The sequence below is a fragment of the Leucobacter chromiireducens subsp. chromiireducens genome (assembly GCF_016758255.1).
GTDB classification, from domain to species: Bacteria; Actinomycetota; Actinomycetes; order Actinomycetales; family Microbacteriaceae; genus Leucobacter; species Leucobacter chromiireducens.
This window is the reverse complement of record NZ_QYAD01000003.1, coordinates 153,200-176,179: the sequence shown is the minus strand read 5'-3', so window position 1 is coordinate 176,179 and position 22,980 is coordinate 153,200. Positions and strand designations below refer to the sequence as shown.

The window sequence follows — 22,980 nt, the reverse complement described above, 5'->3', positions numbered from 1 at the left end:
CGCATGTCACGCACCTCGATCGGAACGACCACGGTTTCGCGCCGCCGGCTGCTCGGCGGGGTTGCTGGCCTCATTGGGCTGGGCGCCGCGGGCGCACTGAGCGGCTGTGCGCCGTCGAAGCCCGAGGTGGTGCCCTCCGACGAAAAGGTGAAGGCCGCGATCACGGTGCGCGCGATCGACAACCGCTACGAGCCGCGCGAGGTGGAGATCGAGCCGGGCCAGGCGGTGCGCTGGGTGTTCGAGGGCAGCATGGAGCACGACGTGGTCGCGAAAGACGGCAGCTTCGTCTCCGAGCTGCAGCAGACGGGCAGTTACACGCACCTCTTCGAGGAGGCGGGCGACTACGACTACCTCTGCTCGATCCATCCCGAGATGACGGGCGTGGTGCGGGTGGCGGTCGCGCCCTAGGACTGGGGTCAGCGATTGAGGGCCGGGAACTCCGGCATCTCCGTGAGCTCCTCGATCGCCGCACCGACCTCAAACACGGTCGCTTCGTCGAACGGGTGCCCCACGACCTGCACGCCGGTGGGCACTCCCACGGACGAGATGCCGCTCGGCACCGAGAGCACCGGGCAGCGGTTCGCCACGTTGAACGGGCTCGTCATGTGCGCCTCCCAGTAGTGCGCGAGGTGCACAGTGCGGCCCGCCGAGTCGACGGTGTCGATGCCATTCAGGTAGTCACCGGCGGCGTCGAGCATCTCGACGGCCTGCGTCGGGGTAAGGAGTGCATCAAGCCCCTGCATGGCCGACGCGAGCTCTGCCTGCAGCGTCGCATCGAGTGCGAGCGACTGCGGCAGGGAAATCCCGGCGCTTGCCCGGGCCGCATCGGCGATGAACTGGCCCGTGTACGCGGCGAGCAGGTCTTCGGTGCCCGCGGTGATCTCGGCCATTGCCGGGCCGAGAATGTGACCGAAGTGCGCAAACGTGGTCGCAGAAATACGCTCGGTGGTCCAGGGCAGCGCGACGGGCACGATCACCGCTCCGGCAGCTTCGAGCGCCGCCGCGACGCGTTCTGTGTTCGCGCGCACACTGGCCGCAACCGGATAGTCGCCCAGCTCGACGCTGAGCCCGATGCGCAGCCCGGCCACCCCCGCGGCACCGCGCAGTCCGCCAGCGGGAACGGGAGGACGCGACTCCCCGAACGAACCGTGGTCCACGGCATGGCGTCCGCTCAGCACGCCAGCGAAAAGCGCCGTGTCCGCGACCGTGCGCGCCATCGGCCCGTCTCCGCGGTACCAGTCGCCGGCGAGCGGCGGCAGCCCGGGAATCCGACCATAGGGTGCCTTGTAGCCGACGGTCCCCGTGAAGCCTGCGGGGATGCGGGTGCTCCCTGCGATGTCGGAGGCGGTTGCCAGAGTCGCCATCCCGGCGGCAAGGGCGGCCCCGGCACCGCCGGAGGACCCGCCGGGCGACGCGGCAAGGTTCCACGGGTTTCGCGTGACACCCCACTCGGGTGAGTGCGTCACCGTGGCGCACGAGAATTCGGGCGACGTGGTGCGCGCGTGGATGATCCCGCCAGCACCGAGCACACGCTCGACCACGGGATGATGCGCGGCAGCAAGCTGCCCCCGGTGTACCGCGAGTCCCTGGCTCACTGTGCGCCCCGCGATTCCGTGCTTCTCTTTCGTGGCCACGGGAATCCCGAGAAGCGCCGGCGGCTCCACCCCCGCCGCACGCGCCTCCGCCCACTGGGTATCGGCTCGCGCTGCCTGCGCGCGTGCTTCATCGGCGAGCACCTCGGTGAAGGCATTGATCCCGCTCTCTCGGTCGCCATTCGCTCCAGCGATTCGCTCGAGCGTTGCGTCGAGCAGTTCGCTGGGACGCAACTCACCCGAGCGAAAGAGCGCGCGGGCGGCCTGGGCGTCGAGCGTGGTGAGGGCCTGATCAGAAGCGGTGAGCGACATGAGTTTCTCCGAAACGTGGGGGAGCGAGGAAGCGGGCGGGGCGATTAGCTGCGGGGGAGCGCCCCGTGGACGAGGCGCCACGCGACCTCGGTGAGCACTTCAACACCTACCGCCATGTCCTCGTCGCGGGAGAACTCGCGCTCGCAGTGGCTCACGCCGTCGACCGACGGGATGAACAGCATCACGGTGGGCGCGATACGGTTCATCGCGACCGAGTCGTGGCCCGCCATCGTGCGAATGCGACGGGCGTCGTGGCCGAGCGCGGCGGTGACGTCCTCCGCGAGGGCCAAGCCCGCCTCGGGGTAGAACTGGTTCTCGCGCACATCGAAGTCACGCGCGTGGATGACCAGCCCGTGCTCTGCCTCGATCTCACGAATGTCGCTCAGGATCCGCTCCCGCGCGGCGAGCACCACCTCACGCTCATCCGCGCGCAGATCGGCCACCAGGTGCACGCGCCGCGCAACGACGATGGGCGAGTTCGGCTCGAGGGTCAGCTGGCCCACGGAGGAGACGAGGGTCTCCGGCGGGAAGAGATCGGTCACCTCGTGCACGCGCTGAATCACCTTCGCGGCGCCGAGCAGGGCGTCGTGGCGATCACCCATCAGCGTTGCGCCGGTGTGCGACTGCTCACCGAGCACCTCGATGTCGAGCTTCTGCGTGTGCCAGCTCGCATCGACCGCGCCGATGGGCAGGCCCTCGCGCTCGAGGATGCGCCCCTGTTCGATGTGGATCTCGGCGTAGGCGGCAATCTCCGGGCGCGCATCGGAACCGAGATACCCGATGGACTCGAGGGCGTCGCGGACGGTGACGCCGCGCAGATCCTGCACCGCGAGCATCTCGGCCTCGTCCTTGAGCCCCGCGAAGACGGAGCTGCCCATGATGGAGGGGGCGAAACGTCCGCCCTCCTCGTTGAACCAGTTGACGACGGCGAGGTTGAGGCTGGGCGCAGCGCCCGCGTCGCCTGCGAGGCGCGTGGCGAGACGGTCGGCCGCGTGCAGCCCGGCGATCACCCCGTATGCCCCATCGAAACGTCCGCCGAGTGGCTGCGAGTCGAGGTGAGAGCCGAGCAGCGCGTAGGGCGCACCGGGCACGAGCTCGATGAGGGCGAACTGGTTGCCGATGCCATCGACGCGCACCTCCCAGCCGCGCTGCTCGGCGAAAGCGCGGAACCACTCGCGAGTTTCACGATCCTCGGGTGTTGCTGCCTGGCGGTCAACGCCGTTGTTGGGCGTCGCGCCGATCGTCGCAACCTCGTGGAAGTCGCTGAGGAACGCGTTCACCTCGGCGGTCGTGGGGGCGGGTGCCTGGCTCAGGGTTTCGGTGGTCACTGTGCGACTCCTGTCGTGCGCGTCCGCTTCAGCGGGTGGGTTTCGGGGATGCGGGTCAGAATGAGAACGAGGAACACGACGGCCGCGGCGATCGCCATGTAGACACCTGGGCTCGCGTTGAAGCCGGTTGCCGAGACCAACCAGGTGCCGATGAACGGCGCGGTGCCACCGAAGATCGCGTAGCCGACGTTGTAGCTGACCGCGGCAGAGGTGAAGCGAGTGCGGGTGGTGAAGATCTCGACGAAGAAGGTGTAGCAGCCACCGCCGTAGATGCACGCGGCGACCACGAAAATGAACTGGCCGAGCAGCGCGAGCGTGAGTGACCCGGAGGTGACGAGGAGGAACGCGGGGACTGAAAGAATTGCGTACGCCGCCGACCCGACGATGAGCATCGGCTTGCGGCCGAACCGGTCGCTGAGCCTGCCGCCGATGGGCAGGAGCAGCGCGTACAGCAGCATGGCCGCCGCATTGGCGAGCAGCGCGGCCTCCCGGCTCAGCTCGCCCGCGGTCTGCACGTACGCGACGAAGTAGCCGGAGAGGAAGTAGAAGCCCATCGCGGTGAGGCCCATCACCATGATGACCTGCAGCATCTGCAGCCAGTTCTCGCGGAACGCGTCGCGAATCGGAGTGTGCTCCTCCTGCTGCGCTTGCTGCTCGAGCTGCACCTGCTTGAAGGCGGCAGACTCCTCGGTGTGCGAGCGGATCCACAGTCCGAACAGCGCGAGCGGCAGCGCGATGAGGAACGGCACGCGCCAGCCCCACGCCTCGAACGACTCCGCCGACATGCTTTGCGAGAGGACAAGGATGAGCGTGCCGCCCACCACCGACGGGAGCGCGGTGGCAGCGAGCGTGACATTCAGCCAGAAGCCGCGGCGATCCTTCGGCGCGTGCTCGAACACGAATGCGGGGGCGCCGACCGACTCGCCGCCGGCGGAGAAGCCCTGCAGCAGTCGGCAGAGCACCAGCAGCACGGGCGCCCACAGGCCAATCTGCGCGTACGTGGGAAGCAGCCCGATCGCGGTGGTCGCGATGCCAATCGTGAGCAGCGTGACATAGAGCACCGGGCGGCGGCCGTAGCGGTCGCCGAGCGCCCCGAAGAACAGGCCGCCGAGGGGGCGGATGAAGAACGCGACGCCGAACGCCGCGAACGTGGAGAGGAGGCCGAGCGCTGGGTTCTCTGTCGGGAAGAAGAGCGCGGACAGCGTGAGCGCGGAGAGGCCGTAGAGGCTGAAGTCGTAGAACTCGATGAACTGGCCAACGCTGCCTGCGAGAAGCACGCGGCGGCGGTCGCGGGTGAGCGAACGACGCTCGGTGACGGAGACCGGCCCGGTGGGCAGGTTGACGGGATCGGTGGAGGGAGCTTCGGGGCTCCCCGCGGGCGGGGCCCCGAGCGGGCCCGCAGCGGCGGAAGTCTGTGTCTCGGATTGCGGCGTCATTGCGTCCTCCTGGTTTCGCCAGCTGGGGTCCCTGCGTCGGTGAAGGGGCGGGCGTGCTCCTCATCTTGGAGGAGTGCGAAGCATCGGTCTAATGAGGAGTTTCGTTCGCACGCATCGACGTTCTCGATGCGTGCGGGCGCTCCTGCGCCAGCTCCGCGCAGACTCGTGCGACGGCCAGGGATTTCTGCGTGGGCACGAGGCCGCGACGACGAACGAGCGAGACTTCCGTGGGGGCGAGGGGCTCATCGATTCTGAGGGGGACGACGCGGGCGCCCGAGTAAGTGACCCCGTGATCAAGCCACTGGTTGAGCACGGAGTAGCCGAGCCCACGTGCCACGAATGAGCGCACAGTCTCGTAGCCGAGCGAAACGTGGCGAATCCGAGGCGTGATGCCGAGCTGACGAAACAGGCTCAGGTAGTAGTCGCGCGTGTGAGGCAGATTGAGCAGTACGAGCGGCTCCTCAGCGAACTCGGTGAGGCTCGCGGAGGTGCGTCCGCTTCGCGCCACCGGGTGCTCCTCCGGCACGATCACGTGCGGCGGGATGCGGTCGATGACGGTGCGGTCAAAGCGCTCGTCGACGCCCAGGTCGTACATGAGGGCAAGCTCGCATCGGCCGTCGTACAGCGCTTCCTGCAGCGTGCCTTGATCCCCCTCGAAAAACTCGATCGTTACCCCGGGGTACCGCTCCTCAAATCGATCCAGGATCGACGGGGCGTGGAAGGGGGCGAGCGGGGCGTAGATGCCCACCGTGATCTCGCCCGTGAGCGCATCGTCGGCGGAGCGCACCGAACGCTCGATGAGTTCGGCCTCCTCGAGGAAGGCGCCGCTGCGCGCGAGGAGTGCCTTACCCGCCGGGGTGAGCTGCAGCCCGCGGCGTGGGATGCGGGTGAACAGCTGGACGTCGAGTTCCCGCTCCAGCTGCGAGATCGCGCTCGACAGGGTGGACTGCGTGACGTTCAACTCGGCGGCCGCCGCCGTCATGTGCTCGAGTCGGGCCACTGCGGCGAAGTAGCGGAGCTGCACGAGGGTGAACGACGATGTCATGCGCCCATTGTGGCAGGGCGTAGCTCGGGTGCGTCGGTGAGTCCGGCCACCCCGGGCCGGGGTGGCCAGGCGCGGGCCTACTCGCGCTCGAACACCGCCAGCGACTCGAAGTGGTGCGTGTGCGGGAAAATGTCGAAGGCACGCAGCCCGGTGAGCTCGTACCCCGACTCGCGCAGCGTCTTCGTGTCGCGGGCCAGGGCGACCGGGTCGCACGCCACGTACACGATGTTCGCCGGTGCGAGCTCGGTGATCTGGCCGGTGACGCCGCCGCCGGCGCCCGAGCGGGGCGGATCGAGCACGACGGTGCCGCGGCGCAGCCGATCGCGCACCGAGGCAGGGGCCTTCAAGAGCTCCGCAAGGTGGCGATCCACGCGTGCCGTCAGCGCGAGCGCGCCGACCAGCTCGGCAAGGTTCTCGGCCGCATCATCAGTCGCGGCTTCGTCTGACTCGACCGTGGTGACCTTGAGGCTGGGCCCCGCGGCCTCCGCCATCGCGGCGGCAAGCAGCCCGGCGCCGCCATAGAGGTCGAGGTTGCCCGCTGCGGGGTCGAAGCGACCGTCTTCGATCAGCTCGGAAATCGCGTCGCGTACCGCGGTGAAGAGCACGGCGGGAGCCTCGCGGTGCACCTGCCAGAACCCACCGGCGCGCACGAGGAAGCCGCGATCCTCCACGAGTTCCTGCACCGCGTCGCTGGCGCCCGCGCGGGTCTTCTCTCCGACCATGCCGAGCAGCATGCGGGGATCGTCCGCGGACGGGGCGACGAGATCGACGGTTGCGACACCGGGCATGAAGTCGCCGAGCGGGGCGATCTGTGCGATGCCTGCGTTCGCGAGCGGCAGCGAGTCGACCGGGATCACGCGACGGCTGCGCGCCGCGTACGGCCCGACCGCGCCCGTCTCGGGATCGACGTGCAGACGCACCCGGCTGCGGTAGCCGAGGCCATTCGTTTCGTCGTCGCCGGGTGCCGCCTCGACGAGCTCCGCCAGCGTCTCCGCGAGATCCTCGCCATCTTCGGCCGCGAACTCGACGCCACCGAAGCGGGACATCGCATCGGTGAGCACCTCGGCTTTCAGCATGCGCTGACGCTCGAGCGCGATGTGACCGAATTCGGCGCCGCCCGCACGGTTCTCGGGATCCCGCTCGAGAGACGCAGCATCCCACACATGGTCGCGGCGATCCTCGGACGCGTCGACGACCGCGGTGGTCACCGCGCGCGCAAACGACTTCTTCTTGGCGTCGGTGACGCGGGCACGAACGCGCTCGCCGGGAATCGCGTCTGCGACGAACACAACGCGACCCTCGTGGCGCGCAACGCTCACACCGCCGTGGGCGATACCGGTGACGTCGAGCTCGATCTCGGCGCCGACCTCAAGGGGCGCGCCAGCGGGGGTTTCAGGAAAAGCCATGCCCCCATTCTCCCATGGCTGAGCGGCGGCTCTGCCAGGGGAGAACGGGGGCGGTGGCTGTGCCGCGCGCCCGCGTGAAGCGCGCGGCCTGGTGACTAGCCCTGCAGCTTCGCGGGATCGATGATCTCGTCGGCCGCGGGGGCTTCGATCGATACCGGCTCGCCCCACTTCGTGTAGTTCTGCGTTGCGGTGCCGAGCCCGGCGACATTCGGCATCACGATGCGGCGGGGCAGGTCGTCCGAGCCGACGTACATCTCGTAGACGACCGATTCGCCGAGCTTCGAGACGAGCTCATCGGCGGTCGCGCCCTCGGGCAGGCTCGCCGCAAACATCTTCTTCGTGTCGAGCGTCAGCGTGAGCGCGGTGGTCTTAACGCCGTCGATCTCGATGGAGTTCGGCTCGGCCGAGAACTCGGTGAGCGCGGAGCGGAACGCCTGCAGCTGCGCCTCGGGGTTCGCCTGCTCGAGAATCGCGTCGATGCTCCCTGCGGAGGCCTCGTCTGCCGACATATCCATGTACTTGTTCTGCGACAGCGCGCCCATGTTCATGTAGAGCTTGCCATCAATGAGGATGATCTCGTTCTCCATGCCCGATGCGGACATGGTCATGCGCATTTTTGCCTGCTTGGGGTCCTTGGCGAGCTGCTGATCCGCCTCAAGGCCGCCATCGACGCTGTCGCCCATATCCATCGACAGGTGCATCGTGCCGGCGGCGAGCTGCGCCGCAGCGATACGTTCGATGAAGTTGTCTTCGGTGAGCGGGCCCGAGGCCGCGGGTGCCTGCTCGGAGGACGCGGCGCCATCCTTCGCGGGGGCCTCCGCCGTGCTGCAGCCGGAGAGCGCGAGGCCGCCGATGAGGAGGAGCGACGCGGTGAGAGTGGACTTCCGTGTGAGCTTCATGCTTCTACGGTAGCGCGTGTTGAAATGGCGCGCCGTGCGAACATGCGCGCCGGATCGCACGCGCGATGCCGCCCAGAGTGCCTAGGCTGGGGGCATGCGCCTCATCCTCGCCTCGACCTCCCCAGCCCGTCTCTCCGTGTTGCGCGGGGCGGGAATCGAACCCGTGTGTTTCTCGCCGGAGGTCGATGAGGACGCCGCGGTGGCCGCTCGTGAGGCGGAGCTCGGCCGCTCGCTGTCGGCACCGGAGTTCACCGAGTACCTGGGGCGGCTCAAAGCGGAAGCTGTGGTGCGGCGGCACGGCGCAGAGATCGCCGAACTGGGCGGCGGGCTCGTGCTGGGCGGCGATTCGATGTTCCTCCTCGACGGCGAGATTCTCGGCAAGCCGCACGAGCCCGAAATCGCGCTCGCCCGTGCGCAGCACCACCGCGGACGCACGGGCGTGCTGCACTCGGGCCACTGGCTGATTGATTGCACGAGCGGATCGGGATCAGCGCCGAGCGCCGCCGAACTCCCCGCGGTGGGCGGAGTGGACACTGCGAGCGTGACGCTCTCGGCCGATCTCACGGATGACGAGCTTGCCGCGTACGTCGCGACGGGGGAGCCGCTTGAGCTGGCCGGCGGCTTCGCGATCGATGGCCTCGCGGGCGCGTTCATCGAGCGCATCGAGGGGGCGCCGAGCTGTGTGATCGGGCTGTCGCTGCCGAAGTTGCGAGAACTCGTGCGCACGCTGGGGCACTCGTACCCGGCGCTCTGGACACCGCAGGTGTAGCGCGCCACGCCACGCGCTCGCCCCCTATCCCTCGCCGCGGGCCAGCAGTGCCACCGCGAGCGTGGCAATCGTGGTGCCGTCGGTGAGATCCACGTCGAGCAGTTCTTCGATCAGTGCGAGGCGCTGGTAGAACACAGAGCGGGAGAGCCGCGCGCGCTGTGCCGCGAGCGAGCGGTTCGTGGGGTGGTCGAGGTACGCGCGCAACACGTCGATGAGATCGCCCGTGTGGCCCGGCCCCGATCCCGCATCGTGCGTGAGCAGCGGGCCGAGCGTGTGCGCCGCGTACTCCTGCACTTCGGGGGCTGCGGAGAGCCCACGCACGAGGTACGCGAGGGCCTGTCGCTCCGCCTGCTGTGCCGTGACTCTGCCGATGGCCCCGGACGGGCGGAGCGAGCCGGCCGCGCGCACCCGTTCAAGCGAGGTGATGAGTGCACGCACGCCGCGCCCCACCGCGCCGAGCGATAGGTGTGCGCGCCACGGCGCCGGGGTGGTCGACGGGAGGAGCATGTCGAGCTCACGTGCGAGCCGTGCCGCGAGGGGCGGCGCGGCACCCCCAACCGGCGGTGCGACGCGCGGGTCCTCCGGCGGGAAGGAGAGCAGTGCGATGAGCGCGGCGTTGCCGCCAACGGCGCCGTCGTCAGGAACGAGGATCACCCGTCCCTCGGGCGCCACAGCGCGGCGCAGCGCGGTTTCAAGAATCGCGCGCTCAAGCGATTCGTGCGCACCGAAGTCGCCCGTGCCGCGGAGGGTTGCTCCAAGCAGCACGCGCTCGCTCACGGGCAGCCCCGCGGCGGCGAGCTGGGTCGCGAGTTCGGTGTCGCGCCGGTACCGCCCGCTCAGCAGTGTGTCGAAGAGCTGCTTGGAGCTGAGCTGCAGCCAGGCCTCCCCGCTCGCGTCGGCGAGCCTGCCGAGGGCGAGCGCGAAGGCGCCAAGTTCGAGGACCGTGCGCCGGCCAGCCGGGTGCGGGGGGCCGGGCAGCGCGAGGAGTCGCCCCCACCGACGCTCTTGCGCCTCGACGGTCACCCATTCGGAGCCCACGGGAAGTTCGGCACCGGCGCCGGCCGCCCAAGGGCGCAGGACACGTTCCGGATCCCGATCTGGTGCTGCCCACGCGACCACGTGCTCAGCGGAGTCCTCGAGCACCACGGGGGCGTCGAGTGTCTCGGAGAGTCGCTCAATCACGTAGTCGACTGGGCTGCGGTTGAGGCCCAGCTCGGTGAGCATCGTGTGCACCTCGGCGCGGGCCGACAACGCCTCGGTCTGGGCTGCGAGCACGAGCTGGTGGATCCGCTGCGTGATCTGCACAAAGCGCACCTCGCGGTGCAGGGTGATGAGCGGGATCCCGCGCTTCTCGCAGACCGCGGCAAGCGCGTCTGGGGCGGCCGCGAAGTGCGTGCCGAGCTCGAACACGACCGCCGCCGGGTTCGCGCTGACGAGCTTCCGAGCGAGCTCGTCGAGCGCGTCACGGTCCGTCGGCCAGCCGGCACCGGTCGTGAGGATGAGCTCGTCGCCGTCGAGGAGGTCGAGGGCGCCGGTGCCCGCGACGACGTGCGCCCAACGCAGGCTGCGGGACAGCCCGGCGGCGCCCGCGACGAGCTCGGGTTCGCTCGCCTGCAGCTCCGGCAGGGCGAGCACGTCGGACACCGTGATGGGGATGAATTCGGGGGCTGGAGTGTGCATGTCAGACATATTGTACGGAATCGGGCGAATTCTGCGATGCTTTGTCGGTCGTGTTGCGCTTCGCTCAGTGCCACACTGGGATCACCGAAGCCGAGAGCTTCGAACACATTGCCCGGAATGGCCCGGGCGATGGTAGAAATCCCCACACCATGGAAAAGAGGGCGAGCAGCATGGCACGCATTCCCCACGTCATTGGCGGCGAGAAGGTCGACGCAGGCGAGCGCTACCAGGCGGTCTACAACCCCGCGACGGGCGAGCAGCAGCACGAGCTGGGCATCGCTTCGGTCGAGACCGTCGAGCAGGCCATTGCTGCAGCCCAGGCTGCACTGCCGATGTGGCGCAAGACGAGCCTCACGAAGCGCGCTGACGTGTTCTTCAACCTGCGCCAGCTGCTCAAGCAGCGCACCCCCGAGCTCTCGGCGATTGTCACCAGCGAGCACGGCAAGGTCCTCTCGGACGCTGCGGGCGAGATCGCACGTGGCCTCGAGAATGTCGAGTTCGCCTCGGGTCTCCTCCACCTGCTGAAGGGCGAACGCGACGAGCAGGTCTCGACCGGCGTTGACGTGCACTCGGTGAAGCAGCCCGTCGGCGTTGTTGCCGCGATCACCCCCTTCAACTTCCCCGTGATGGTTCCGCTCTGGATGATTGCCTCGGCAATCGCCTGCGGCAACACTGTCGTACTGAAGCCCTCCGAGCGCGATCCCTCCGCCTCGGTGTTCATCGCGGATCTGTTCCGCGAGGCCGGCCTGCCCGACGGTGTGCTCAACGTCGTACACGGTGACAAGGTTGCCGTCGATACGCTGCTCGACAGCCCGTCGGTGAAGGCGATCAGCTTTGTGGGCTCGACCCCCATTGCGAAGTACATCTACGAGCGCGCAGCTGCCAACGGCAAGCGCGTGCAGGCGCTCGGTGGCGCGAAGAACCACATGATCGTCATGCCCGACGCTGATCTCAACATGTCGGCTGATGCTGCGGTCTCCGCCGCGTACGGCTCGGCTGGCGAGCGCTGCATGGCCGTCTCGGTCGTCGTTGCCGTGGGCAACACGGGCGACGAGCTCGTGCAGAAGATCGCCGATCGCATGAAGGACCTCAAGATCGGTGATGGCACCGACCCCGCATCGGAGATGGGCCCGCTCATCACCAAGGAGGCCAAGGAGCGCGTCGAGTCCTACGTCGCAGGCGCTGCGGCCGAGGGCGCGACCGTGGTGGTCGACGGCCGTGAGACCCAGTTCGAGGGCAACGGCTTCTTCACTGGCGTCTCGCTGATCGATCACGTGAAGACCGACTCGAAGGTGTACCGCGAGGAGATCTTCGGCCCCGTGCTCGCAGTGGTGCGCGTTGACACCTACGAAGAGGGCGTCAAGCTCATCAACGAGCACCAGTTCGGCAACGGCACCGCGATCTTCACGCGTGATGGCGGCCTGGCGCGCCAGTTCGAGTTCGAGGTTGAGGCCGGCATGGTGGGCATCAACGTGCCGATCCCCGTGCCCGTCGGTTCCTTCTCCTTCGGTGGCTGGAAGGATTCGCTCTTCGGCGACGCACACATCTACGGCCCCGAGTCCGTGCACTTCTACACCCGCTCGAAGGTCGTCACCACGCGCTGGCCGAACCCGGACCAGTCGAAGGTTGACCTCGGCTTCCCGAGCAACAGCTAAGACGGATTCGAAGGAGACTGCAGTCATGGCTGACTACATTGATCTGAACGGTGCCGAGCAGCAGTTCGGCGACACCGAGGCGCAGCGCGAGGTGCGCGCGAACGATCGTCAGTACGTCTTCCACTCGTGGTCGGCGCAGGGGGCCATCAACCCCCTGCCCATCGCGAAGGGCGAAGGCGTGCGCTTCTGGGACTACGACGGGAACGAGTTCCTCGACTTCTCGTCGCAGCTTGTCAACCTGAACCTGGGGCACCAGCACCCCGGTCTTGTGCAGGCGATCCAGGAGCAGGCCGGTCGCCTCGCGACCATCCAGCCCGCAATGGCAAACGATGTGCGCGGCGAGCTCGCGAAGCGCATCGTTGAGCACTCCTTCGAGGGTGCGCGCTCGGTGTTCTTCACGAACGGCGGCGCGGACGCGATCGAGTACGCCGTGCGTATGGCGCGCCATCACACCGGTCGCCAGAAGGTGCTCTCGCGCTACCGCTCGTACCACGGCTCCACCGGCACCGCGATCACCCTCACGGGTGAGCCCCGCCGCTGGGCGAACGGCACGCTCGACGCGGGCGTCGTCCACTTCATCGGACCGTACGCCTACCGCTCGGCGTTCTACGCTGAGACCCCGGAGCAGGAGTCGGAGCGTGCGCTTGCGCACCTGCGTCAGACCATCGAGCTTGAGGGCCCCGGCACGATCGCCGCGATCATCCTCGAGTCGGTCACCGGCACGAACGGCATTCTCGTGCCGCCGCCCGGTTACCTCGAGGGCGTGCGCGCGCTGTGTGACGAGTTCGGCATCGTGATGGTCTGCGACGAGGTCATGGCCGGCTTCGGCCGCACGGGCGAGTGGTTCGCCTACCAGGCGTTCGGCGTGAACCCCGATCTCGTCACCTTCGCGAAGGGTGTCAACTCGGGCTACGTGCCGCTTGGCGGCGTGGTGATCAGCGAGGCGATCCACGCCACGTTCGAGGAGCGCTCGTTCCCCGGCGGGCTGACCTACTCGGGCCACCCGCTCGCGTGTGCGGCCGGCGTTGCCACGTTCGACATCTTCGAGGAAGAGGGAATCCTGGAGCGCGTGCGCGATCTGGGTGAGCGTGTGGTGCGCCCGCGCCTCGAGGCGATGGCGGCAAAGCACGCATCCGTCGGCGAGGTCCGTGGCACGGGGCTCTTCTGGGCCATCGAGCTCGTGAAGAACGCCGAGACGCGCGAGCCGCTCGTACCGTTCAACGCGGCGGGCGAAGCTGCGGCTCCGTTCAACGCGGTTGTGGCGGCGTGCAAGGCGAAGGGGCTGTGGCCCTTCGCTGCGGGTAACCGCCTGCAGGTGGCGCCCCCGCTGATCATCTCCGAGGAAGACCTCATCGCGGGCCTTGAGATCATCGATGCGGCACTTGATGTCGCAGACGGCTACGTCACGGCGTAGTCGCCGAAGCAACGCAGGGCCGGATCCCATTGGGATCCGGCCCTGCGTCGTTGTGTGGACGTTGGTCCCGCGGCAATGAATAGGTGAGCTATGTAAATAGTGCTACTCTGTCTGACTATGAGCAAAGAAATCGCCACAGCTGCCGCGGATAAGGATCGCACTGCTCTGGATTTGCTCGTCGCCACGAGCCGGTTTACGCGCACGCTCGGCCGTGTGCCTGGAGTGCACTACTCGACGGTCGCTTGGCGAGTGCTCGGCGAGGTGAGCCGTACCCCGACCCGCATCAGTGTGCTCGCCCAGCAGCAACGAGTGGCGCAGCCCACGATGACTGCTCTGGTGCAGCGGCTCGAGGGGGAAGGGTGGCTGACGCGCGGCCCCGACCCCGAAGACGGGCGCGCCACGCTCGTCGCCGTGACCGACGCAGGCCGTGCTGCGCTCGCCGACTATCGGCAGACCGCCGCGGCTGCGGTCGATCCGCACCTCGCGCAGCTCACTGACTTCGATCGCGCCACCCTTGTGCGCGCCACCGAACTCCTGCAGCAGCTCAGCGACCAGATCGACGCTGACACGCGCTAGCCGGGACCCATCGCGCCGCCGCGCCGTGCATCTCGCGCGGCGGCGCCCCGCGATCCCAATCTCGATCCATCCCGTTCTATAGAGGAGACTCCCACGTCCGCTGAGACCGCACCCCAGGCCGTACCCGTGATCGCCGCGAAGGCCGCGCAGCCCACCGCGCCGCGCCCCTCCATCCTGAAGCAGCCCACCGCAGTGTGGGCCATTGCCTTCGCCTGCGCCGTGTCCTTCATGGGCATCGGCCTCGTCGACCCCATCCTGCCCGCGATCAGTCGCGAGCTCGGAGCGACGCCGAGCGAGACGATGCTGCTCTTTACGAGCTACCTCTTCATCACCGGAATCGCGATGTTCTTCACGAGTTGGGTGTCGAGTCGCATCGGGGTGAAGCGCACGCTCATCGCCGGCCTCGTGCTCGTTGTCGTGTTCGCGGCGCTCGCTGGCGCCGCGGGCTCTGTCGACGCGATCATCGGCTTCCGTGCGGGCTGGGGCCTCGGTAATGCGCTCTTCATCTCGACCGCACTCGCCGCGATTGTGGGGGCCGCCGCGGGCGGTGCACGCCAGGCGGTCGTGCTGTACGAAGCGGCGCTTGGGATCGGCCTCGCCACCGGCCCGCTCATCGGCGGGGCACTCGGCTCCGTCTCGTGGCGGGGTCCGTTCTTTGGTACGGCGGCGCTCATGGCGATCGCGCTGATCGCGATCCTCGCACTGCTGCGCAGCCCGAAGCCCGCCGCGGGCGCCACGGTAGAGCCGCCCGCGAAGGTGTCGCTCCTTGCGAGCTTCCGCGCGCTTCGCAACCCGGCGCTGCTGGCGCTGTCACTCGTGGCGCTCTGCTACAACTTCGGCTTCTTCATGCTGCTCGCGTACAGCCCCTACCCACTCGAGGCCGCCGCGCACGCAAGCGGCCGCGAGTTCGGGGCGAGCGAACTCGGGCTCGTCTTCTTCGGGTGGGGGCTCGCGCTCGCGATCACCTCGGTGCTTGTCGCACCCGTGCTGACGCGCAAGCTCGGTTTGCGCCCTGTGCTCTTCACGATGCTCGGCGGGCTGACCGTCTGCCTCGTGCTGCTCGGTGTGTTCGTAGACTCGCTGCCGGGCCTGGTCACAGTGGTTGTGGTGAGCGGCTTGCTGCTCGGCGTAATGAACACCGCGCTCACGGAAGCCGTCATGGAGGCGACGGACTTGCCCCGCAACGTCGCGTCGTCCACGTACTCGGGTGTCCGCTTCATGGGCGGTGCGATTGCGCCGGCCATTGCGGGTCCGCTCGCTGCCGCACTTGGTGCGCCCGTGCCGTACTTCGTTGGTGCCGCCGCCGTGGTGCTCGCGATTGTCGCACTGCTCGTCGGCGGCCGCCACCTCGCGCACATCGGTCGCCCGCACGAGACGGCAACGGAGGAAGCCGCGGCGATCACCGCGGGCGACGCCTGAGCCGCCCCCAACGGGTAGCTTCTCCGCGTCAGGGGAGGCAATCCCGTGCGATTGCCTACCCTTTCGTGAAGATCCTGCCCTGCGCGCGCGTGCGGGTGGATGCGGGCGGGTGCGCGAGGGTATGTGGCGGCGTGCGGGTGCGTGCCCGGGCGTCGGTCGCCCCGTTAGCGGCCGCCCGTGGCGAGACGTTTCCCTTGCCGACGCTCGGCTCCCTGCGAGTCCGGTGAGGGCTCGATTGGGCGAGATGCCTCTACCCAACGGGTAGCTTCTCTGCGATGGGGTAGATAACTCTGGGCTAATGTGCACCCTTGCGCAAACATCCTTCCCAGCGGGCGAGTGTGTGCGCTGGAGAAAGGCCACGTCTGAACGGAAAAACGCCTCAGCGGCGTAATCTGCTAGGGACCAGAGGCCGATCTGAGGCGTATATGCTCATCTTAGGCTGGGGAACGCCAAAGATCCAGGGAGAATCATGGCAGACGTCACGAAATGGATTGCGGCTCGGCGCTTCGACGAGTATCTGATCGCGGCGAATCATGATCCGGAGGCCGCCCAGCGCCTGTACGAGTGGAACGTGTCAGTTTCCGGCGCGTTCTTTGAGCTCATCTGCCACGTTGAGGTTGCGGTGCGGAAAGCTGTCGATGACGTGCTCCGGGAGCTCGAGGTAGTTGAGTCAGCTCGCGTTGCTTCCGCGGAGGGATGGTGGTTCGCCAGCCCCACCTTCTTGAGAGAATCTGACCTCACTTTCGCCCAGACTGCGTATCGGCATCTCGGATCTCGTCAGGGCACTGCCTCGCGTGACAAAGTGCTTGCGTCAATGACGTTCGGAGTTTGGGACGCGGTGTTTGGGCCAGCATACGAGCAGCTTTTCCGGAGCCATCTTGTTTATGCCTTTCCGCATCGAGGTCCGGGATTTCTGCGTGCGAGTGTGAAGCGAAGCCTTCTTGCACTGAAGAACCTGCGCAACAGGATTGCGCACCATCAGGCAATCTTCGATCTTCCGCTTGAGGAACGATACGAGCAGGCAACCGAGCTGCTTCGTTGGATCTCACCGGACCTCGAAGAGTGGGTGGGCACACAGTGTCGGGTTCCCGAGCTGTTGAACCGCAAACCAAGTGCTGCCGAGGCGATTGCGGGGGTTGTTCCGGCACGAAATGCCTGGCCGCTCTACCAGAGTGTTTCTGCCTATGTATGTCAGACGGGTCGCTATTTTCGGAAGATCAGCCATTTGGGCTTCTACGCGGAAGGTGCGCTACAACCCGAAGTTCCGAAAATCCTGGAGCGAATTGAACGGGTGGATTGGCGGCCTGAGGAGATCGAGCGTCGGATGCGCAGCGGCAGCGCTCGAGACCACAGGATCGCGGAGGTGATTCGAGCCGCTCGGCTCGCTGGGTGGGACGAGGATGAGTACCAACTGTTCCTGCTGACTACCCCCGACGCGGAAGGCATCACGGCGGGCCATGTGACGCTTCGTGAGGCGCTCCCCAATCCGCGGCGCGGGCAGGGGAGCGCCTGGGTTCGTCGACAGCGCTACGCCTCGGTCTCCGCGATGAAGCGTGCTCGCGTGCTTGGAGACCTCGAGCAGTAAACTAGCGGCCGCCCGTGGCGAGACGCATCAGATCGGAATCGAGGTTGATGCCAAGCTCGGTGCCGCCGGCGCTGCCGTAGGAATGCTGGTACGCGCCCCACGTCTCGTCGCGCACCGCGCTGCGGAAGCCGCCCACGACGAGCGCGACGAGTTCAGCGGCGGCGCGCTCGATGCGGGTCCCGAAGTCGCTGTGGTTCCAGTCGTCGGGCGCCGCGAAAAGCCCGGTCGGCACGGTGACCGTTCGCAGGTAAGCGAAGAGCCCGCGCAGCTGATCGTCGACCACGAGTGCGTGCCGGGCACTCCCCGCGGTCGCCGCCAGCACCACGGGGGTGCCGATCAGGAGGTCATTATCGAGCACCTGGAAGAAGCTCGTGAAGAGTCCGCTTGCGCCGGCCTTGTACACCGGGGTGGACGCCACGATCGCGTCAGCGTCGCGCATGATGTCGCTCGCCTCCTGAAGCGCAGGCGAAATGTGCTGGGACACCATCGCGGTGGTCACGTCAGCAGCGAGTGCGCGAAGATCGACCATGCGGATCTGGGCGTCGACGCCGTGCCGCGCAGCCAGGGTGGCCGCCTTGTCGGCCACGCGACGCGCGAGCATGGTGGTGGTGGACGGATCGCTGGTGCCGGCGCTGACGACCGCGATGCTCACGGTGCGCGAGGCGGGGACGCCGCCGTCGAGGGGAGTGTTCATGATGGTCTGTTCCTCTTTAGATCTGGGGTTCGGCGGGGGCAACGAGCTTGCGGGTCAGCCGCGTCAGCTCGTGCATTTCATCCGCGGTGAGGCGTGATCCCACCTCGCGGGCAACGCTTTTCGCGTGTGCGCGACCAATCTCTCGCTGCACACGTACGCCGTCTTCGGTAAGCGAGACGCGTACCGCGCGCCCATCCTGTTCATCGGCGGCGCGGGCGAGCAGCCCGCGGGTGGTGAGCCGGTCGATCATGCGTGAGAGCGCCGGCTGGCTGAGCAGCACGCTGCTCTGGATCTCACAGATGCGCATGGGAGCGCCGTGCTTCGCGAGCGTGTAGAGCACGTCGTACTCTCGCACGCTCGCCTCGCCCCAAATGTTCTCGGCGCCGAAGGTGCCCATGAGCGTGGCGTGGGCCGTCATCAGCGCTTCCCACGACTCATTGCTGAGCCGAATGTCTGCGCGCTGCGGGGTGCTCATGAGCGGTCCTCTCGGGTGGTGATGCGGGTTGGGTGGGAAGGTGCGGGGCAGATGGGGTGGTGCGGCGGGGAAGCCGCCGCACCACACCGTGCTGACTACAGGCCGAAGGAAGCGCCGGGCTTTGCCGACGAATCCTGGTAGGGCGATCCGCCCGTCACGTTGTCGCCGCGGTTGGCGTTCGGCCGCGGCTGGCGCGGAGCCTCGTCGCCGTACTTTGCCTTCACGAGGCTCTCGTGGCTTGGCGAGTCGGGAACCTCGGGATCGCGGCGGGCCGCCATCTCCTTGCGAAGCACGGGGATCACCTCGGAGCCCAGCATATCGAGCTGCTCAAGCACCGTCTTGAGCGGCAGACCCGCGTGATCGACGAGGAACATCTGCCGCTGGTAGTCACCGAACGTCTCGCGGAACGTGAGTGTCTTGTCGATGACCTCCTGCGGGCTGCCGACCGTCAGCGGAGTCTGCTGCGTGAAGTCCTCCATGCGGGGGCCGTGGCCGTAGACCGGGGCCTCGTTGAAGTAGGGCCGGAACTGCGCTGCCGCGTCCTGCGACTTCTTTGCGATGAACGCCTGGCCGCCGAGGCCAACGATCGCCTGCTTCTGCGTGCCGTGACCGTAGTGCTCGAAGCGCTCGCGGTAGAAGCGTACGAGGCGTAGGAAGTGCTCGGACGGCGCAAACAGGTGGTTCGCGAAGAAGCCGTCACCGTAGTAGGCGGCCTGCTCCGCGATCTCCGGTGTGCGGATTGAGCCGTGCCACACGAAGGGCGGCACGTCGTCGAGCGGGCGGGGCGTCGAGGTGAAGCCCTGCAACGGGGTGCGGAAGTTGCCCTCGTAGTCGACAACGTCTTCGCGCCACAGGCGGTGCAGCAGGTTGTAGTTTTCGAGCGCGAGCGGCAGTGCGGAGCGGATGTCCTTGCCGAACCAGGGGTACACGGGCGCGGTGTTTCCGCGGCCGAGCATGAGGTCCATGCGGCCCTTCGCGAGGTGTTGAAGCATCGCGTACTCCTCGGCAATGCGCACCGGGTCGTTCGTGGTGATGAGCGTGGTGCTCGTCGAGAGCTTGAGCGTCTTCGTCTGCGCGGCGATGTATGCCAGGAACGTGGTGGGGCTCGAAGAGAAGAAGGGCGGGTTGTGATGCTCGCCGATCGCGAAGACGTCGAGGCCGACCTCTTCGGCGTGGACGGCGATCTTCGCGAGACCGTCGATGCGTTCCGCCTCACTCGGCGTGTAGTCGGCCACCGGGTCGCGAGTGACGTCGCTGACCGAGAAGATCCCAAATTCCATGATGCCTGCCTCCAGTTATATGCGCTTGCATATAAATGTAACACGGGGGGTTTGAATCTATTCCCAGCCAAATTTGACGTTCGTACTGCATGCTTTTAGACTGACTAGTCAGTTCAAGAAAACAGCGAAGGATCATCGTGACCACACTGCACGCCGCGCCCACCTCAGCGCCCAGCTCCACCAGCGCCGCTCGCGCGCCCATCGTCGCGCTGAGCGACGCTCTGGTGAAGGGCGAGCACGGTCCCGTGTTCGGTCCGCTCACCGCCACGAGCGACCGCCCCGTCACGGCGATCGTTGGCACGCGGGGGAGTGGACGCACCTCGCTGCTGCTGAGCATTGCTGGCCGGATGCGCCTGCACGAGGGCGAACTCGAGACCCTGGGAACCGCGAAGCTCGGCGAAATCCGTCGACTCACCGGTATCGCGGGCTTCGAGGCGATTGACGCCCTCGAGCCCCAGGTCACGGTTGCCGACATCCTCCGGGAACGGCTTTCCTGGGCGCTGCCCTGGTATCGCCGAGTTCCTCGCATCACGCAAGAACTCGCGGCCGAACTGCTCGAGCCGGCGTTCGGGAGCCTTCCCCTGATCCCAATCGAGACGCTCGTGCGTGATCTTGATCCGGCCTCCGAGCAGCTGCTGCGTATTGGGCTTGCCCTCCTGGAGGAGCCCGAGCTGCTCGTGCTCGACGATTTTGATGCGCTGCGCGATCCCGCGGACCGCGACCTCCTTGCTGAGCGGCTGACCGCCCTCGCCGGGCGAGGCATCCGCACCGTGCTCGCCACGAGCGATCCCGGCGATGTCGAACGCTTTGCGGCGCTCGAGCCCGCTGTGATCGCACTCTAAGCCTCACCGACACACACGAAGAAGACGAAAGATATGTCACTGTTCACTCGCGGCACCGAGCTGCAACGTTTCCGCAGGGGGACCCTGCCGAAGATCTCGCTGGTCGTCCTCCTGGTCATTCCGCTGATTTATGGCGCGCTGTACCTGTGGGCGTTCTGGGCGCCCACCGACAACATGAACAACCTGCCCGTCGCGGTCGTCAACCTCGATGAGCCCGCAGAGAAGCCAGACGGCGAGATGCTCACCGCCGGCGACGATGTGCTCGAAGAGCTGCAAGCGGGGAAGGATCTCGACTGGAAGCCCCTCGACGCCGCCGACGCGGCGAGCGCGGTGGCCGATGGTGATGTCTACTTCTCCGTGACCATTCCGAAGGACTTCTCGAGCACGCTTGCCGGCCTACAGGATGATCCGAAGGCCGGCACCCTCGAAGTGCAGTACAACGACAACAACTCGTTCCTCGCGTCGACACTGGGCAAGCAGGCCATGGTGCAACTGCGCGACGCGGTTGCAGAGACGGCAACGCAGACGGCTGCTGAGCAGGTGCTTGTCGGCGTTGAGAAGCTCAGCAACGGCACCCGCGACGCCGCAGAGGCGGCGGACGCGCTTGAGTCGGGCACGAAGCAGGTGTCTGACGGCACCCAGAAGCTGAGTGTGGGGCTCGGGGAGCTCGCCGATGGCACCGCGCAGATCGTGGAGAAATCGCCTGAACTGGTGAACGGCACGCAGCAGCTGGCTGGTGGGCTCGACACCGCTCGCGCCGGCAGCGCGAAGCTCGCTGACGGTAGCGCCAAGCTTGCCGCCGGGGCTGGGGAAGCCGCCGACAAGTCGGGGCAGCTGCGCGATGGGCTGGGCCAGCTCAGCTCGGGCGCCGGTGCGCTCGCAAGCGGCAGCGCTGCGGTCACTGATGGCAGCGGCAAGCTCGCCCAGGGGGCCGGAGAGCTCCACTCGGGTGCAAATACCCTTTCGCAGGGCATGAACCAGTTGAGCGCCGGCACTGTGACGCTGAACACAAAGGTGGGTGAGCTCGCAGCGGGCGCCGATGCGCTCTCGGCGGGTGCGGGAGATCTCGCAGCGGGTACGGCGAACGCAGCGCAGGGCGCGGCAAGCCTCTCCGAGAATGCTGGGGCGCTCTCGGGCGGCGCAGCTCAGGTGTCGCAGGGCGCCGCTGCGATCGCGAGTTTCGCTGCAGCAAATCCTGAGGCCACCATCGCTGACCTCGAGGCCGCGCTTGCCGCGAAGGGCACCTCGCTTTCCGCGGTTTCTGCGGGTGCGCAGCAGGTTGCTGGGGGCGCTGAGCAGCTCGCGGGCGGGGCAAATCAGCTCTCGGGCGGGATCGCTGCGGCGAACACCGGGGCTCAGACGCTTGCCACGAAGTCGGGTGAGCTCGCCGGCGGCACACACCTGCTGGCCGACAAGACCGGCGAACTGCAAGACAGCGCGGCGAAGCTCGCTACCGGATCGAACACGGTTGCGTCGGGGCTTGGCACGCTGAGCTCCAGCGCGTCCGAACTGAACGCGGGGGCTGCGAAGGTCTCCTCCGGCGCGGGCACGCTCGCGGAGAAGTCGACCGCCGCGCGTGACGGCAGCGGGCAGCTGGCTTCGGGTCTGGGCACGCTCGCCGGTGGCACACGTGACGCGGCCGCGGGAAGCTCGGAGCTGGCCGCTGGTGTGGGCAAGGCAGCGGACGGTGCGAACCAGCTCGCGGACGGGGCCGGGCAGCTTGCCGAGGGCGCGACCAAGTTGAACGACGGCGCGCAGGAGGCCAGCTCGAAGTCGGGCGATCTCGCGAAGGGCGCGAAGAAGGTCACCGACGGCGCCGACACCTTCGCGACGAAGCTCGCCGATGGCGCGGAGGAAGCGCCCGAATTCGCGGACGGACAGACCGTGCAGATCGCCGAGACGATGGCGAAGCCGGTGGCGCTCGACGAATCCACCGAGAACGCCGTGCAGGGTTTCGGTGAAGGCTTCGCTCCGTTCTTCATCGCACTGGCCTCCTTCGTGGGGGCGCTCATTACCTGGCTGATCCTGCGGCCGCTGCCGCGGCGCCCGCTGGCTTCGAACGTGTCCGGGCTGCGCTCGGTGCTGGCTGGCTTCTGGCCCGCCGCACTGATCGGCCTGGGCCAGGTGGTCATCATGATGCTGGTGCTCGTCTACGGAATCGGGATGCGCCCCACGCACTGGGTGGGCATGGCGGCGTTCATGCTGCTGGTCACGCTCGCGTTCCTCGCGCTGCAGCAGATGTTCATCGCGGTGCTCGGAACGGCAGCGGGCCGCGTGGTGAGCCTCGTGCTCCTCATGCTGCAGCTCTCTTCCTCGGGCGGTACCTACCCGGTGGAGACGACTCCGAAGTTCTTCCAGATCCTGCACCCGTTCATGCCCGCCTCGTACGTGGTTGATGGGCTGCGGCAGCTGATCGGTGGTGGCATCGATGGTCGCTTCTGGGTGGCACTCGCGGTGATGGCCGTCGTGTTCGTCGGTTCGCTCGCCATTAGTGCGGTGGCGGCGCGGCGACAGAAGGTGTGGACTATCTCGCGGCTCCACCCGGCGCTCGCGATCTAGGCGAAGCTGAAACG

The 22,980-nt window shown here is 67.6% G+C and carries 19 protein-coding genes; 9 read left to right on the top strand and 10 right to left on the bottom strand.

Annotated elements, in window-relative coordinates:
• The first annotated feature begins 3 nt into the window (after positions 1–3).
• A complete protein-coding gene (locus tag D3226_RS09580) occupies positions 4–408 on the top strand; it encodes a plastocyanin/azurin family copper-binding protein (protein WP_202382321.1) in 405 nt (134 codons plus the stop codon).
• A gap of 8 nt (positions 409–416) precedes the next feature.
• Here the strand turns inward: D3226_RS09580 and D3226_RS09575 are convergent, their stop codons facing one another.
• The 6 genes from D3226_RS09575 to D3226_RS09550 form a co-directional block, all read right to left on the bottom strand.
• On the bottom strand, positions 417–1,904 hold the full coding sequence (locus D3226_RS09575) for an amidase (RefSeq protein WP_202382320.1): 1,488 nt from the start codon (positions 1,902–1,904) through the stop codon (positions 417–419).
• 44 nt (positions 1,905–1,948) lie between these two features.
• On the bottom strand, positions 1,949–3,232 hold the full coding sequence (locus tag D3226_RS09570; protein ID WP_337248960.1) for a M20 family metallo-hydrolase: 1,284 nt from the start codon (positions 3,230–3,232) through the stop codon (positions 1,949–1,951).
• Entirely contained in the window at positions 3,229–4,668 is a 1,440-nt protein-coding gene (locus D3226_RS09565) for an MFS transporter (protein WP_202382319.1), read from the bottom strand. Before D3226_RS09565 ends, D3226_RS09570 begins: the two co-directional genes overlap by 4 nt.
• 88 nt (positions 4,669–4,756) lie before the next feature.
• Positions 4,757–5,713 (bottom strand): LysR family transcriptional regulator, encoded by a 957-nt coding sequence (locus D3226_RS09560; protein ID WP_202382318.1) that lies wholly within the window; start codon positions 5,711–5,713, stop codon positions 4,757–4,759.
• A 77-nt stretch (positions 5,714–5,790) separates the two neighbouring features.
• Entirely contained in the window at positions 5,791–7,119 is a 1,329-nt protein-coding gene (locus tag D3226_RS09555; RefSeq protein WP_202382317.1) for a class I SAM-dependent RNA methyltransferase, read from the bottom strand.
• Between the two features lie 95 nt (positions 7,120–7,214).
• Entirely contained in the window at positions 7,215–8,018 is an 804-nt protein-coding gene (locus tag D3226_RS09550) for an SCO4651 family lipoprotein (RefSeq protein ID WP_202382316.1), read from the bottom strand.
• Between the two features lie 94 nt (positions 8,019–8,112).
• Here D3226_RS09550 and D3226_RS09545 point away from each other — a divergent pair, with 94 nt between their 5' ends.
• A complete protein-coding gene (locus D3226_RS09545; RefSeq protein WP_202382315.1) occupies positions 8,113–8,787 on the top strand; it encodes a Maf family protein in 675 nt (224 codons plus the stop codon).
• A gap of 24 nt (positions 8,788–8,811) precedes the next feature.
• Here the strand turns inward: D3226_RS09545 and D3226_RS09540 are convergent, their stop codons facing one another.
• Positions 8,812–10,467, bottom strand: a complete 1,656-nt coding sequence (locus tag D3226_RS09540; RefSeq protein WP_237462673.1) for a PucR family transcriptional regulator — start codon at positions 10,465–10,467, stop codon at positions 8,812–8,814.
• Positions 10,468–10,637: 170 nt separating this feature from the next.
• Between D3226_RS09540 and D3226_RS09535 the strand changes: the two genes are divergently transcribed.
• From D3226_RS09535 to D3226_RS09515, 5 genes are all read left to right on the top strand, one after another.
• Positions 10,638–12,122: a CoA-acylating methylmalonate-semialdehyde dehydrogenase gene (locus tag D3226_RS09535; RefSeq protein WP_202382313.1), complete on the top strand. Its 1,485-nt coding sequence runs from the start codon at positions 10,638–10,640 to the stop codon at positions 12,120–12,122.
• Between the two features lie 25 nt (positions 12,123–12,147).
• Positions 12,148–13,536, top strand: a complete 1,389-nt coding sequence (locus tag D3226_RS09530) for an aspartate aminotransferase family protein (protein ID WP_202382312.1) — start codon at positions 12,148–12,150, stop codon at positions 13,534–13,536.
• 117 nt (positions 13,537–13,653) lie between these two features.
• A complete protein-coding gene (locus tag D3226_RS09525) occupies positions 13,654–14,112 on the top strand; it encodes a MarR family winged helix-turn-helix transcriptional regulator (protein WP_202382311.1) in 459 nt (152 codons plus the stop codon).
• Positions 14,113–14,238: 126 nt separating this feature from the next.
• Positions 14,239–15,531, top strand: a complete 1,293-nt coding sequence (locus D3226_RS09520) for an MFS transporter (protein WP_337248959.1) — start codon at positions 14,239–14,241, stop codon at positions 15,529–15,531.
• A 469-nt stretch (positions 15,532–16,000) separates the two neighbouring features.
• Positions 16,001–17,116, top strand: coding sequence for a hypothetical protein (locus tag D3226_RS09515; RefSeq protein ID WP_202382310.1), 1,116 nt, complete (start codon positions 16,001–16,003; stop codon positions 17,114–17,116).
• A 1-nt stretch (position 17,117) separates the two neighbouring features.
• Here the strand turns inward: D3226_RS09515 and D3226_RS09510 are convergent, their stop codons facing one another.
• From D3226_RS09510 to D3226_RS09500, 3 genes are all read right to left on the bottom strand, one after another.
• Positions 17,118–17,810, bottom strand: a complete 693-nt coding sequence (locus D3226_RS09510) for a CE1759 family FMN reductase (RefSeq protein WP_202382309.1) — start codon at positions 17,808–17,810, stop codon at positions 17,118–17,120.
• 16 nt (positions 17,811–17,826) lie between these two features.
• Entirely contained in the window at positions 17,827–18,285 is a 459-nt protein-coding gene (locus D3226_RS09505; RefSeq protein ID WP_202382308.1) for a MarR family winged helix-turn-helix transcriptional regulator, read from the bottom strand.
• A 95-nt stretch (positions 18,286–18,380) separates the two neighbouring features.
• Positions 18,381–19,565: an LLM class flavin-dependent oxidoreductase gene (locus tag D3226_RS09500; RefSeq protein ID WP_202382307.1), complete on the bottom strand. Its 1,185-nt coding sequence runs from the start codon at positions 19,563–19,565 to the stop codon at positions 18,381–18,383.
• Positions 19,566–19,702: 137 nt separating this feature from the next.
• Here D3226_RS09500 and D3226_RS09495 point away from each other — a divergent pair, with 137 nt between their 5' ends.
• Positions 19,703–20,407 (top strand): ATP-binding cassette domain-containing protein, encoded by a 705-nt coding sequence (locus tag D3226_RS09495; RefSeq protein ID WP_337248958.1) that lies wholly within the window; start codon positions 19,703–19,705, stop codon positions 20,405–20,407.
• Between the two features lie 33 nt (positions 20,408–20,440).
• Entirely contained in the window at positions 20,441–22,966 is a 2,526-nt protein-coding gene (locus D3226_RS09490) for a YhgE/Pip domain-containing protein (RefSeq protein ID WP_202382306.1), read from the top strand.
• Positions 22,967–22,980 lie beyond the last annotated feature (14 nt).